Origin of the sequence: Pseudomonas sp. SWRI18 (genome assembly GCF_014268345.1) — a bacterium.
Classification (GTDB): domain Bacteria; phylum Pseudomonadota; class Gammaproteobacteria; order Pseudomonadales; family Pseudomonadaceae; genus Aquipseudomonas; species Aquipseudomonas cedrina.
Genome location: NZ_JACCQQ010000021.1, coordinates 93,386 through 107,101 on the forward strand (window position 1 = coordinate 93,386; position 13,716 = coordinate 107,101).

Consider the following 13,716-nt stretch of genomic DNA (forward strand, 5'->3'; position numbering starts at 1 on the left):
GCGGCAAGCAGTACAGCCATGCCTGCTGCCAGTAAAACCTTGGGGACAGTACGCATAGTTTTTTTACTAATAAAATGATGCATGGGAATCTCCTGATAAGGAAGGCCCATCCAGTTAGCACCCAAAAAAACAAACCGCCTACTGTCAGATTTGACAGGTTAGCGGTTTGCCTGACGAACGGAAATCAGCCCCGACGACACTTAGAACGCGTAGCGAAGCCCCACATTCACACCCAGGGGTTGCTTGATATTCTTGCCCACGCTGCGCTCCACGTCCGCATGCACGCTCAATGCCTGCGATACCGACAGCGCCACACCCGCCCCCAGTTTCAATCGTGAACCCGACAAGTCGTTGTTGAACGCGTTGTCGTTGACGAACACCTTGTTGCTCTGGTCAAACTCATGGGCGACCGCGGCTTTCAAGTAAGGCTGCAGCACGCCGCCGCTGTCGAGTTGGATGTTATTGCCGGCAGTGACGCCCAACTCACCGATCACCGAACTCGAACGGTCACCCTTGGCCTGCAGGCCGTTGTCCAGTGTGTAGCTCTGGGCCTGGGTGATCACCGCCGCCAATTGGCCGTAGGGTTCGACGAAATAGCCGTCATCCAGCGTGATATGACGGCCGAACTCCGCCGAGGCGCCCATGGCGTTTTGCGTGTAGTTGCCTTTACTCTTCTTGCCGTCGCTCATGGCCACATTGGATTCATTGTGCAAGCGGTTGAACTTGAGCACGCCGTCGAAGTAAAAGCCGCTTTCGCTGTCCAGCCACGTTGCGTAGCCGCCCAGGTAGTAACTGTTGATAGTAGCTTTGCTGCCCAGGTTCAGGTCCAGGTCCGATTGGCTGTGGCCGGCCATTGCGCCGATCAGCCATTGCCCATCGCCAGCCTCCAGCGGCGCATCCGCACCCAGGGTAAAGCCGCGCTGGTTCTGGTTATAGCCCAAGCCCGTCTTGTCGTTGGACACTTCATACTTATTGCCATAGGCGCGGGTCCACAAGCCGGCGGTCTGGCCGCCATTGAAACGCAACTCACCCATGCGCGTACGCAGGTTGGTCATTTCGCCCAACAACACACTCGGCGCCGCGTTGAACAAGGCCAATACAGAGTTGGTGCTCGGGCTGATGACCTTGCTGTCCGGGTCAAGGTACCAGTCGTGATTCTGGTTATCCGCTGCCAGGTCGTAGGAATAGGTACCGCGATCGACCCGACCGCCCACCAGGCTGAAATTCGCCACACCGTCGGCGGTGTGCACCATGTGCAGGCGCTCGTTCAACGGGTCGGCCCCCGTGGCGGCGAGCAGCAACTGATGGTTACCTGCTGAGGTGCCCGTTACGTTCAGGAAGTCGCCGGTCAACGAGCCGAAATCCGCCTTCATGATGAACGTGCCGCCGGTGCCGGACAGGTTGGCCACGTCCAACTGATAAAAGGCGGCCGAGTCGCCGAACTTCACGTTACCGCCATTCATCGACAACGCATTGAGCGCCTGTTGGCCATCCACCATTACCCAAGTGGCGTCGCTGTTGACCGACAGTTTGTCGACATTGTCCAGGCGCCCGGTCAGCACTGAGCCGTTGTTCAGACCAACATTGGCGGTGCCGCCGCTGTTGATGATATCGCCGTTCATGAAGGCGAAATCCATGTTCAGGTCCAGGGCGCTGTCTTTGCCGACTTGGATATTGCCGTTCAAGGCGCTGTCGTAGACATTCACGTCGGCCGCACCGCCATGGGCGATTTCGAGCATGTTGCCGTTGCCGCCGTTCAGGGTAGTGCCATGGTTGATATTGATTTGGGTGCCACCCGGATAGTCCACCAGGATCGCGGCCCCCGTGCCGCCCACCACTTCAGTCTGGTTCAGGTTCAGTACCGAGGGGTTATCCACCGTAGGCAGGCGATACGCGACGATGCCATTGGTCCCGCCGTAGATCCGCCCGCCCTGCGTGGTGAGTTGTCCGTCGTACGCTCTCAAGCCAGCGTTTGCACCGCTGACCTGGGTGTCGTGCAGCGTCAATGTACTGGCACCGCTGAGCACGACGCCATCTGTGGCGCCTGTGATATCGCTATTGAAAACCTCCGCTGCCGACGGACGCTCCGAAGCAGTCCCGACAATCAAGCCTTCGGCCCCGCCGCTGGAAATCGAGGCATCGCGCAAGGTGCCCTGGCTGCCATAAAGCGCCACGCCGACTTCACTGCCCGCAGTGTTATAGACGGTGCCTCCGTTCATGGTGAACGTCGAGTCATAAGCCTTGACGCCCAGCATTCTCGCGCCATTTGACGTCAGGGTTGCCTCAGTCAGGTTGTAGCGGTCAACCAACGAGTCGGCGTCGATGACTACGTTCTGTCCAGGGAAGATATTCTTCGCATAGGCTTGCGTCGCAGCCATAGTGAAAGGCATGACCGCCAGTACTTTGATAGCAAGCGACAATCGGGAAACACGAAAGTTTTTTTCAATAGACATGGTAAGTACCTCTAGTCGGTGACTGAACAAGCCAGGCGATTTAAAGGACCATCGACTCGGGCTTTCAGAAGCGGCAAGGGTACGGATCAGGCAGGGAGGTTCATGTAGGCCAAGTCCTCAGGCGCGTAGGACTTATCCTAATCACGCTTAAGAACTGGTTTTGATCAGATAGGTAAAAAGGTACGAACCGTCGATGCTGGCAATGACGGATCGTACCTCGGGAGGTTTCAAGGAGCAGGCGGACTGCCGCAAATGGTGTTATCGGCGTTACGACGGCTTATATAGAGGATCGTCGGCACAGACTTGCCCTTCGTCACTCCATCAGCCTTGAGTACTTCGTAATGGAACTCGGCACGCCCCAAAATCGCTGGCTGGATATAGGTGGTGAAATCCACGACGAATTCTTCGCCATTGTGACCCGGAAGGCTGTGATCATTTGCGACCACAGTCGGAGGAAGAATTTCTGCTTCGACCAGTTTGTTGGTGGACGTCAAGCCCTCTCCATACAGGGTCCAGAAACGCCTGATCGTGTCGCCTGTTTTCAGATTCACCGCATCCTTGATTCTGGTGTCGATGCCAAGCTCAACAAATTGCTTGCAACTGATCGAGCGCAAGGTGCCGCCCGCACTTACGGATTTAGGGAATTCCGCTGGTTTCAGGTCTGTCAGTTCACTGGCAAACACATCAACCAGCGTAGACAGAGAGGTGTCCATGTTGGGGGTCACACCATCCGTCAGGCTGTACCAGACGGGTTTGTCCAGTCCGTTACCGCCTGCGGCGATGATCGCAGCAGTAATAACGAAGGTAAACGTCCCTGAGTCAATCTCCGCCTGTGTCACGGTATGAGGAGTGGGGGTGAAAATCGGTATTCCATCCCAGTAAATCTGAAGCTGGTGCCCCGCCACCGCTCCCGTATACACATCAAATTCGGCAGTAGCGTCGCCGGTATCGCCTGGCCCGATCTCGTTTGTGAGCCCATCGGAGGATTCGACTGTAATCTTCGGCAGGTAATCCCTGACCGGGCCGGGGCCTCCAGGGTCTCCAGCGGCTGATCTGAAGTTTGCAGCCACCGAAATAGAGTTGGACCATGCTGAAGGAGTGCCGCCATCGACCACTTGGTAACGAAGATTGGCTGTACCTGCAGCGGTGATTCCATAGACCATAAAGAGATCGAGCCATTTGATTTCAATTTTTGCGGGGTTTGCAAGCGTCGGCTCTTCTGACACTGCAGCCGGGAACACGTGACCACCCAAGTCGATGTTCAGGGTTTGGCCACTTCTATAATTGTCCCAGCCAAAAATATGCACTTCCGTCAATTTCAACTGCGCTTCTCGAAGGTCCCACGGTGCCGTCGGTGCCGCCGGGTCAGTCAAGTTCATCGGCTGAGGCGTTAACACATACTCAACCTCTCTCAACTTTGTCGGATAAATCGTTGAGTTCTCGGAGTAGTCAAAGTAACGATACGACATGTGGTCTACACGTGACCCCTCACCGACGACCTCATCCTTATCGAGAGAAATAACGACAGGCAAAGTATCAACTGGCAGATCAGCAACAATTTTTATTGGATCCTCATCGGTAACATTCTTATATAACCACAGTTCATCCTTGGGACGTGCAATCAAACGCCCCGGAACAGTAACTTCGAGTTTATCCCCATTCGCTGCCAACGACTCGAGCGTGACTTTCCCACCCACCGCACCGCCTGTCAGCGTCACAGCATCCAATAAAATGCCACCGGCAGGGCCAATAGTATCGACGTTCACACGTGTAGTGGCGGACTGCTCATTACCACCCGACCCCAGAACAATTTCATAATGAAACTTATACTCCGCATGATTCGCTACATCGTCGCCTTTGGCATTTAATTTCATTGGCCAATCCAGATCCGCCAATGGTTTCGCTCGCATTATGGGAGCACCGTAAGGCACACCATCTTTATAGAGCTGAAACTGGTCGGGATTACCTATAGGAAGCGGAAATGTGTCCGTCCACATTTCCACTTCCATATCAATACCTTGGGTTTGCGCAACTATAGTCTCCATCAGATTATCCGGCAAACCGATCACTGGAGGAAGGGCATTGGTAACTATCAAATCATCCACAGCCCTAGGTCCGGGGGGCGCAAGACCATGGGGAACAGGACTCACCAAGGGGTCGATGTAATTTTTGGTACCGCCCTCGCCTTTTGACTTCTTTGTTTTCTCGGTTGAGGCTTTTTGCGTGCTGTTCGACTTAGCCATGTCTTTACTCCAGTGAATGAGGGACTGTTCGAGTTCATCGCCCGAGACGCGAGACGAATGACAGTTTAATTAGACCTCTTTCACCCTGAATGCACAGCCTGTTAACCTTGACAGCTGCGCAAACGCACAAAGTGTGCTTCTAACTGATACCCGAGCTTATCAACTGTTTTAATCGCCAACCCGTACAAAAGCGCTTACCGTTAATGCTACTCGATCTAAATTTTTTCTGATGCTTACTACTCGCCTGGTTTAAAAATCGCCAATCTTTATCCAACCAAAAAAAAAGAGGGCTTTCGCCCTCTGTCATTTTAGTTAAAATTTTCACGCACCGTCGTTATGCAGGCCCCAGACAAGTACCACCACCCGGTATTTTGAGGTTAACGTATATAAGTTTTCTGGAGGATAACCCGGTTCCCCCTGTTGCCTTAAACAGCCGATACCTTGTAACCGCAGAGCCAAAATCCTTCACCAACCCAGGGAGAGTGATCAGGGGGCTGAATGGCAGGATTTGGATTTCCACTTGGCCCCTGTCCCGATCATCCGCTGTCAGCACATGGTCAAAAAATACATTCGTACCATCAAAGGGGTCACCACTGGCGTTTTTCGACGGGTAACTTATCCAATATAAACGCAGGAGATCTCCAGGCTCGAAATGAATAAAGTTCCAGAGCACACCGATGAACACCCCCACATAAGGCTCTGGAACAGTTCCGCATGCGATCATGTCAACGGTGCTGTTATTCAATAATTGCGGGCTCTTCAATCCGGTCAGGGTATCGAGATTCACCGTTACCCACGTTGAGGGACTGCGCTGCGGGTTCTTACCGTATGTCCAGTAATAAACCTCAGCGACGTTGGTGGACGACGCCACAGCCCAGAGAACCCAAAGAGTGACCAGCATCCCCTCCTTGTCCCCCTGCTGCACGTCATAGGCGGCAACGATGACGTCGTCGCTGTTCCAGCACAGTTCCAGGCGCTTGCCAGGTTCCGGGTTCACAGGCAAGCGCACCTCTACGGGCACAGGCCCGGGGCCATCTTCGGAGGTCAGTACGTTGTCGCCTGTCACGCCCTTTACGATCGGCTTGGCCAACCGGCCATTAATCGGGGTAAACCCGCTGGGATCCGGGGCGAATACCCTCGGTTCGACATGGTAAAAGCTATCCGGGGAAGACTTGGAAACTGCACCTCTTTTGTATAGATAGCGCACACGCAAGGGGTAGAGATTCTGGAAACCTTCGGCAGCAAAAACAAGCCACGGCACACCCCCCCGCATCGGCCATTGCTGCACTTCGCCCACCGTCATGACCTCCAGAGGATGAGTGTTCCAATAGGGGAAAATCATGTCCCCCGCTTCTGCGTCATCTATTTGAGGGACGGTGATAGCCAGTTTGTTTGGGGGCCAGGTATCTTCAAAAAAGAGCACCCCACTCTGCTCAGCCGGTTCAATGTACGCACGAGGCAGGTCCGGCAATACAACCGGTGAGGCCTTGAGCTTGAGTGCATTAGAAAACTGCCCCACATTGCCGCCTCGATCCTCAAGCCGGCAGGACACGAACCTGTCACCGCGACCGCTGGCACGCACGTGCGCCTCAGGAAGGGTGAATGCGATGGGCGCGCCTTGCACATGCGCTCTCGTAATAACAAAGGTGGCGGCCAAGTTTACATCGGGAAGTGTTCCGTAAAAGACGTGGATCAAATCGCCAATACGCATATCAAACCAAGGCGCCAGCCAAAAAGGTATGCCACCGTGCGTCACCAAATACTCATCTGTCACCTCATGGCGAGCCTCGTCATCCACCTGCACATCCGGGCCAGGGTTACCGCCATTCGGAGCAGTTTTGTCGACATTGACGAAGGTTGGAAATGAGTCGGTCGGCCCAATCAATCTGGCGCTGACATTATAAGTCAGCCGGCGGATGCCCTCGGTTGACAAGATCGATTTGGGCAAGTACTGCACCAACGGAAAGTAGTGGTCAGGGCTGTACGGACCTTGAATAGTGTAGGAATGCACAGGTACGCCATCCCAACGGTATTCCACCGTTGTCACCATGTCCTCCTCATGGAGGTTGAACGGCCAGACACGTGCAATCGTGACTTCAAGATTCTGATCATGGCGTACAAGCGGCAAGGTCCGAGCCGCTTCGTCCCACTCTAAATCCAGTGCCTGGGTAGGGTTAGGCGCGTCCAGCTCAAGTATCACCGGGTCATCGCGCACCGAGGGGCATCTGCACTTCAGGGCCGGTCTTGGCCAATGAGGGCGCCGCCGGCCTGAGGGCACGTTCGAATCAGACATGGTCACACTCCTTGAGCAATCAATCGAGGATCGACCCGGGCGATCATCGCGCTCAGGTCCGGATACTTATTGAATGCGCAAAAAAAGTACTCGGATACTGTCAGAAATAACAGGTCCGAGCCTTGAGCGATGAACGGCAGTCCGCCGCCCCAAGAGACTCAGAGAGGTGGCAACGCCCAATTGATCGGCGTCTCGCCATTTTGCTCAAGAAACTTGTTGGTGCGACTGAAATGCCCACAGCCCAGAAACCCGCGATACGCCGACAACGGCGACGGATGCACCGAGGTCAACACCAGGTGCTTGGTGGCATCGATCAGCTTCTGCTTGCTCTGGGCATGCGCGCCCCACAACAGGAAGACCAGATGCGGCTGATGCTCGCTGACCACCTCGATAATCCGATCGGTAAAGAACTGCCAGCCCTTGCCCGCATGGGCGTTGGCGTTGGCGCGTTCAACCGTCATGGTGGTATTGAGCATCAGCACGCCCTGATCGGCCCAACTTTGCAGGTAGCCGTGGTTGGGGATGTCGATGTTCAGGTCGCGCTTGAGTTCCTTGAAGATATTGACCAGGGACGGTGGCGCCGGCACGCCCGGTTGCACCGAGAAGCACAGCCCGTGGGCCTGGCCGGGCCCGTGATACGGGTCCTGGCCCAGGATCACCACTTTCACCTTGTCCAGCGGCGTGGAGTTGAGCGCGTTGAAAATCAGCGGGCCAGGCGGGTAGATCTCTTTGCCGGCGGCGTGTTCCTGGCGCAGGAACTCGCGCAACTGGGCCATGTAAGGCTTGTCGAACTCATCGCGCAGCGCGTGTTTCCAGCTGGGTTCGAGTTTGATACGGTCTTCTTCGGTCATAGTTGAATTGTCTTGTAAAAAGAATGAGGCGAACCCTAGGAAAGCCGACCCCGCTTGTCAATTGATCTGACACACCCCGGCACTTTCCTGCCAAGCGATCATACTCATCCTTCACCTTCTCGATTGAGGTCACGATGAACCTGCACTTCGAAGAACTGACCGGCAGCGACGGTGCCCGCGTCGGCATCGCCAGCCTCGACGCTGAAACATCCCTGAATGCCCTTTCCTTGCCGATGATCCTGGCCCTGAGCGAACGCCTGGGTACCTGGGCCAAAGACCCGAACATCGTCTGTGTGCTGCTGCGTGGTAATGGCCCCAAGGCGTTTTGCGCCGGAGGCGAAGTGCGTAGCCTGGCGCAAGCATGTCGGGAACAGCCAGGCACCGTACCGGCGCTGGCTGCGCAGTTCTTTGCGGCGGAGTACCGCCTGGACTATTCCCTGCATACCTACCCAAAACCTGTGATCTGCTGGGGCCACGGCTACGTGCTGGGCGGCGGCATGGGCCTGCTGCAAAGTGCGTCGGTGCGCATCGTCACGCCGAGCAGCCGCTTGGCCATGCCGGAGATCAGCATCGGGTTGTATCCGGATGTCGGCGCCAGTTGGTTCCTGTCGCGCCTGCCGGGCAAACTCGGCTTGTTCCTGGGTCTGACCGGGGCCCACATCAACGGCCGAGACGCGCTGGACCTGGGCCTGGCCGACCGCTTCCTGCGCGACGACCACCAAGACGAACTGCTCGACGGCCTGCTGCAACTGAACTGGCAGGAGCAGACCTCGATGCAACTCAATAGCCTGCTCAAGGCACTGGCGCAGGAAGCCGTCGGCCAGCAGCCGCAAGCGCAATGGCTGCCGCGCCGCGAGCAGATCGACGAATGGCTGGATGTGGGCGATGTGCAGGGTGCGTGGCGCGCATTGAGCCAACTGCGCGAGCATGCCGATCCACTGTTCAGCCGTGCCGGCAAGACCCTGAGCGAAGGCTGCCCGCTGACCGCGCACCTGGTGTGGGAACAGATCCAGCGCGCCCGGCACCTGTCCCTGGCCGAGGTGTTCCAGATGGAATACACCCTGAGCCTCAATTGCTGCCGTCACCCGGAATTCAGCGAAGGGGTGCGCGCGCGGTTGATCGACAAGGACCAGACGCCGCATTGGCATTGGCCGGATATCAACACGATTCCGAAGGCTGTGGTGCAGGCGCACTTCAGCAAGGCATGGGAAGGCCGCCATCCCTTGGCGGACCTGTCTGATTACTGATTAAGTTCGCCTATGAAAAGGCGGCGCTTCAAGCGCCGCTTTTTTAGGTGGGACTCAGCGGTGACCGCCGCGCCCTCGTCCGTGGTCTGAACCGCGACCGTGTCCGCCGTTACCCCACCGATCACCGCCCCATCCCTGGTTCGGATAAGGCCGATAACCCGCGCGTGGCCCGTAGTAGCGCGGTGCCGGCTGGTAATAGCGCGGCGCGGAGTAATAGCGTGGTTGCGGCGCGTAATAGCGTGGCGCGGGGTAATAGTCCCGGCGGTACGGGTACGCGGTGCCACCGCCGTAGTAATACACCGGCGCCGGAGAGGTGTAGACCTCGGAACGGTAATAACTCTGGCCTCCTTCGTAATAGGGAACGCAAGCGCAAAGGGTCAGACCGAGTAAAGCGCTGAGCAGCAGTCGTCGATACATGGCGGCCTCCTGGACCGCGGAAGAGCACCTCCAGCGACGCTGGAGTGCGGCATTCAGCTTTCACTGAATGACGAAGTATCTGACATCAAAAACAGAATCTGGTGCGTTCTAGCAACAGCTTGATACATCTACGCCAGGTTTATCGATTCAGTAAATTTTCCTGGCGAGCAACTTTATCAATTGCGATGATGTCACTATGATATCGCACGAAGCCAGGGAGGCTCTAGCGTGCGCCCTTCGCAACTATTGCCGGACTCGACCGCATGAAAATCTCAACCAAACTGCTGCTCTCTTTTCTCCTGTGCGCGGTGGTCACCCTCGGGGTAGGCCTGCTGGGCATCAAAGGGGTGGTGCGCCTGGCCACCGCCTTGGAGCTGACCTTCTCCAACAACCTGGTTTCCGTGAGTAATACGGGGACTACGCTCAATGGTCTGGTGGCCCATAACCGCGGCCTGTACCGGTTGATGGACGCCAGCAAAGGCGACGTTGCGTCCCAGGACCGCGATCGCGTGCGCCAGGACACCACCAACGAGCTCAAGCGCAGCCAGGCGGCGTATGCAACATACCGTGCAACGCCGCTGGAAAACGACGAACGGGCGGCGGGCGACAAACTCGACCAGATCTGGCCCACCTACATCAGCAGCTCCGAACGCATCATGTCGCTGCTTGACGGCGGCCAGGTCGACCAGGCCCGTACCCTGCTCAACACCACCAACAATGAACTCTTCCGGCAGGCGCGCGAGCTGATCCGCATGATGATCGAGTCCAATGACCGTCAGATCAAGGAAGGCGCCATCGCCGCCGACGCGCTGCGCGCCAGTGCGTTGACGTGGATGATCAGCGGCATTGTCCTGGCCTTCATTATTGCCATCACCGTTGGCGTGTTGATCACCCGCCTGATCACGCGCCCCATCGCCCAGGCCGTGCAGAGCGCGCAACGCATTGCCCAGGGCGACCTGACCCAGGCCATCATCACCGAGCGCACCGACGAAGCCGGGCAACTGCTGATGGCGCTGTCGGATATGCAGGGCGGCTTGAAAAGTACCCTCGTGGAAATCGCCAACGCCTCCGACCAGTTGGCCTCTGCCGCCGAAGAGTTGAGCGCGGTCACCGATGAAAGCAGCCGCGGCCTGACGCGCCAGAATGACGAAATCCAACAAGCCGCCACCGCCGTCAACCAGATGACCGCCGCGGTGGACGAAGTGGCGAGCAACGCCGTCTCCACCTCAGAAGCGTCGCGCCAGGCCACCACCGAAGCCGAGGACGGCCGCCAGCAAGTGGAACAGGCCGTGTCCGGCATGAGCGCAATGGTGGGAGAGATCAACGACTCCACACAATCGGTGGCCGATCTGGCCGGACAGGTACGGGAAATCGGCAAGGTGATCGATGTGATCCGAGGCATCGCCGACCAGACCAACCTGTTGGCGCTCAACGCCGCCATCGAAGCGGCCCGCGCGGGTGAGCAGGGCCGGGGTTTTGCGGTGGTTGCCGATGAGGTGCGGGCGCTGGCCCACCGTACGCAAGTGTCCACCGTCGACATTGAGAAGATGATCGGTGAAGTCCAGACCGGCGCCGATGAAGCGGTGGCGGCGATGAACAAGAGCCTGACCTGGGCCAACAACACCCAGACCCTGGCACAGAATGCCGGCCAGGCATTGCAGCGGATCACCGCCAGTGTGGCGATGATCAACGAACGCAACCTGGTGATCGCCTCGGCCTCGGAGGAGCAGGCCCAGGTCGCCCGTGAAGTGGACCGCAACCTGCTGAATATCCAGGACCTGTCCAGCCAGACGGCCGCCGGTGCCCACCAGACCAATGCGTCCAGCCAGGACCTGTCTCGCCTGGCCACCTCGTTCAATGTATTGGTCAGCAAGTTCCAGCTCTGAGTAGCCTGGGCCGGGCCGGCCCTGTATCGTGCGAGGCTCGCGGAGAGTATCCGCAACCTTGCCCGATCCGGCCCGAACCGACCATGACCACGCCAACCCTCTGCCCCGCCTGCGGCGGCCGCAACGACTGCACCCTGGCCGCCCCACGTACCGTCCACCAGGCGTGCTGGTGCTACAGCGTCACCATCGACAAGGCCGTGCTCCAAGCGCTGCCCCCTGAGCTGCGCAATAAAGCCTGTTTGTGCCCGCGTTGCGCCCAGGTCGATGAGCAATTGCGTGGGGCTGAGCCGACGTAATGCGGGTGGATCGCTTCCTCAGTAATTTGCCGCGGTTCAATCGCAGGCAAGTGCGCCTGTTGCTGGTTGAAGGGCGGGTGTGGGTCGATGGCGTGGCGGTCAGCGATCCTCATCATGAGGTGCGCGAATTCAGCCATGTATGCGTTGACAACGAAGTGCTGCAAGCGGGTAAACCCGCGCGTTATTTCATGCTGCATAAACCCAAGGGTTGCGTGAGCGCCACGGCGGATCCGCAACACCCGACCGTGCTCGACTTATTGGATGAGCCGGACAAGGCCGAACTGCACATCGCCGGACGTCTGGATTTCAACACCACCGGCCTGATGCTGATCACCAACGACGGCCAGTGGTCGCGGCGCCTGACGCAACCGCAGACCAAGTTGCCCAAGGTCTACCTCGTGGGGACCGAGCAAGACATTGGCGCGCAATACGCAACGACGTTTGCCGAAGGCCTGTATTTCGCTTTCGAAGACCTCACCACCCAACCCGCCGAGCTGGCGCTGCTGGGGCCGAGGACTGCGCGGTTGAGCATCATCGAAGGGCGCTATCATCAGGTCAAACGCATGTTCGGGCATTTCGACAACAAGGTGGTCAGCCTGCATCGCGAGCGGATGGGCCCGTTGGTGCTGGACGCAGAACTGGCACCGGGCGAGTACCGGACGCTGACCGACGAAGAAATCCGGCAAATCTGACGACCGTTCGGAACGCCACGCACCCTCCCTCTCCCAGGCGTATGCCTACCTGTCATAAAGCACGTGCAAAGTGATCTGCGCGCACTACCCGCTTGCCAGGAGTCTGACGACATGAGGCCAGAAATCGCAGTGTTGGATATACAGGGTCAGTATCGGGTTTACACGGAGTGCTATCGCACGGACGCTGCTGCAAAGACCATCATCCTGGTCAACGGCTCCATGGCAACCACGGCGTCCTTCGGCCAGACCGTGAAAAGCCTGTACCCGCAGTTCAATGTGGTGTTGTACGACCAGCCCTACGCTGGCCGTTCCAAAATCCATAACCGCCATGAGCAGATGCTGACAAAGGAAGTCGAAGGCCTGCTCCTGCTGGAGCTCATCGACCACTTCGCCGCCGAACATGTGCTGTCCTTCTCCTGGGGCGGCGCTGCAGCCTTGGTCGCCCTCGCCCACCGCCCTCGCCGTGTGGAAAAGGCGGTGATCAGTTCGTTCTCACCGGTGATCAACGCACCGATGCGTGACTACCTTGAACGCGGCGTCGACTACCTCGGCAACCTCGACCGCGACCGCGTCGGGCACCTGGTCAACAGCACCCTCGGCAAACATCTGCCGTCGCTGTTCAAACGCTTTAATCACAAACACGTAAGCAGCCTGGCCGAGCACGAATACGGGCAGATTCGTTTTCACATCAGCCATGTGTTGAACAGCGATCGCTCGTGCTACCTCAAGGCGGCGAAGCAGATCGACATTCCGGTGTTGTTTCTCAACGGCGAATGGGACGAGTACACCAGCGCCCAGGATGCCAAGCTGTTTGGCCAGCATGTGGCGAACAGCAGCTTCAGCACCATCCAGGCCACCGGGCACTTTCTGGACATGGAGCACAAGGCGGCGTGTCGGGACAGCCGGGATGCGGTGGTGGGCTTCTTGACGGCGCAGCGGCGGGTCAACCGGTCGCGTTATCAACAGGACCAGACGCAGCAGGCCTTTGCCCTTTGAAACGCGATTTTCCGCTGGCACGGTGGGAGCTGGCTTGCCTGCGATAGCCATAGGTATCTACACAACTTTCAGAGGCTGACAATTCCCTGTAGTGAGCGGGCTTGTCCCGCGCTAGGTGGCGAAGCCGCCTCAATAAAGACGCCGCGCAGTTTCAGACAAATCCAATTAGCTTGGTTTGGGGCCGCTTCGCAGCCCAGCGCGGGCGGTGCGACGATTCGCCAAGCCCGCTCACTACAAAAAATATGTAGATACCTATGCTGCGATAGCATCAATAAGGTGTGCCTTAAGCGCCGCAACCCACACATTTTTGAAGAAAAACTTCAAATCACGGCGAACATCTGG

General features: G+C 57.7%; 10 protein-coding genes. 5 read left to right on the forward strand and 5 right to left on the reverse strand.

Annotated features, from left to right (window positions below):
* Positions 1-200: 200 nt before the first annotated feature.
* The 4 genes from H0Z09_RS21265 to ung form a co-directional block, all read right to left on the reverse strand.
* Entirely contained in the window at positions 201-2,453 is a 2,253-nt protein-coding gene (locus tag H0Z09_RS21265; RefSeq protein ID WP_186693243.1) for an autotransporter outer membrane beta-barrel domain-containing protein, read from the reverse strand.
* Between the two features lie 227 nt (positions 2,454-2,680).
* Entirely contained in the window at positions 2,681-4,696 is a 2,016-nt protein-coding gene (locus H0Z09_RS21270) for a hypothetical protein (protein ID WP_186693244.1), read from the reverse strand.
* A gap of 334 nt (positions 4,697-5,030) precedes the next feature.
* A complete protein-coding gene (locus H0Z09_RS21275; protein WP_186693245.1) occupies positions 5,031-6,989 on the reverse strand; it encodes a hypothetical protein in 1,959 nt (652 codons plus the stop codon).
* Between the two features lie 158 nt (positions 6,990-7,147).
* Positions 7,148-7,840 (reverse strand): uracil-DNA glycosylase, encoded by a 693-nt coding sequence (ung, locus tag H0Z09_RS21280; RefSeq protein ID WP_186693246.1) that lies wholly within the window; start codon positions 7,838-7,840, stop codon positions 7,148-7,150.
* 134 nt (positions 7,841-7,974) lie between these two features.
* Here ung and H0Z09_RS21285 point away from each other — a divergent pair, with 134 nt between their 5' ends.
* Positions 7,975-9,087, forward strand: a complete 1,113-nt coding sequence (locus tag H0Z09_RS21285; RefSeq protein WP_186693247.1) for an enoyl-CoA hydratase/isomerase family protein — start codon at positions 7,975-7,977, stop codon at positions 9,085-9,087.
* Positions 9,088-9,141: 54 nt separating this feature from the next.
* On the opposite strand, the gene H0Z09_RS21290 is transcribed toward H0Z09_RS21285, so the two are convergent.
* The gene (locus H0Z09_RS21290) at positions 9,142-9,504 is read right to left on the reverse strand and encodes a hypothetical protein (protein WP_076950190.1); all 363 of its coding nucleotides are present in this window, start codon (positions 9,502-9,504) and stop codon (positions 9,142-9,144) included.
* Between the two features lie 263 nt (positions 9,505-9,767).
* On the opposite strand from H0Z09_RS21290, the gene H0Z09_RS21295 reads away from it, so the two are divergent.
* The 4 genes from H0Z09_RS21295 to H0Z09_RS21310 all read left to right on the forward strand — a co-directional run bounded on the left by H0Z09_RS21295 (position 9,768) and on the right by H0Z09_RS21310 (position 13,374).
* Positions 9,768-11,390, forward strand: a complete 1,623-nt coding sequence (locus H0Z09_RS21295; RefSeq protein ID WP_186693248.1) for a methyl-accepting chemotaxis protein — start codon at positions 9,768-9,770, stop codon at positions 11,388-11,390.
* 83 nt (positions 11,391-11,473) lie between these two features.
* Positions 11,474-11,686, forward strand: a complete 213-nt coding sequence (locus H0Z09_RS21300; protein WP_186693249.1) for a cysteine-rich CWC family protein — start codon at positions 11,474-11,476, stop codon at positions 11,684-11,686.
* A complete protein-coding gene (locus H0Z09_RS21305; RefSeq protein WP_186693250.1) occupies positions 11,686-12,378 on the forward strand; it encodes a pseudouridine synthase in 693 nt (230 codons plus the stop codon). Before H0Z09_RS21300 ends, H0Z09_RS21305 begins: the two co-directional genes overlap by 1 nt.
* Positions 12,379-12,489: 111 nt before the next feature.
* Positions 12,490-13,374: an alpha/beta hydrolase gene (locus H0Z09_RS21310; RefSeq protein ID WP_186693252.1), complete on the forward strand. Its 885-nt coding sequence runs from the start codon at positions 12,490-12,492 to the stop codon at positions 13,372-13,374.
* Positions 13,375-13,716 lie beyond the last annotated feature (342 nt).

Coding starts and splice junctions, on each gene's coding strand:
- H0Z09_RS21265 (WP_186693243.1), bottom strand. CDS start 2,453: ATGTCTATTGAAAAAAACTTTCGTGTTTCCCGATTGTCGCTTGCTATC.
- H0Z09_RS21270 (WP_186693244.1), bottom strand. CDS start 4,696: ATGGCTAAGTCGAACAGCACGCAAAAAGCCTCAACCGAGAAAACAAAG.
- H0Z09_RS21275 (WP_186693245.1), bottom strand. CDS start 6,989: ATGTCTGATTCGAACGTGCCCTCAGGCCGGCGGCGCCCTCATTGGCCA.
- ung (WP_186693246.1), bottom strand. CDS start 7,840: ATGACCGAAGAAGACCGTATCAAACTCGAACCCAGCTGGAAACACGCG.
- H0Z09_RS21285 (WP_186693247.1), top strand. CDS start 7,975: ATGAACCTGCACTTCGAAGAACTGACCGGCAGCGACGGTGCCCGCGTC.
- H0Z09_RS21290 (WP_076950190.1), bottom strand. CDS start 9,504: ATGTATCGACGACTGCTGCTCAGCGCTTTACTCGGTCTGACCCTTTGC.
- H0Z09_RS21295 (WP_186693248.1), top strand. CDS start 9,768: ATGAAAATCTCAACCAAACTGCTGCTCTCTTTTCTCCTGTGCGCGGTG.
- H0Z09_RS21300 (WP_186693249.1), top strand. CDS start 11,474: ATGACCACGCCAACCCTCTGCCCCGCCTGCGGCGGCCGCAACGACTGC.
- H0Z09_RS21305 (WP_186693250.1), top strand. CDS start 11,686: ATGCGGGTGGATCGCTTCCTCAGTAATTTGCCGCGGTTCAATCGCAGG.
- H0Z09_RS21310 (WP_186693252.1), top strand. CDS start 12,490: ATGAGGCCAGAAATCGCAGTGTTGGATATACAGGGTCAGTATCGGGTT.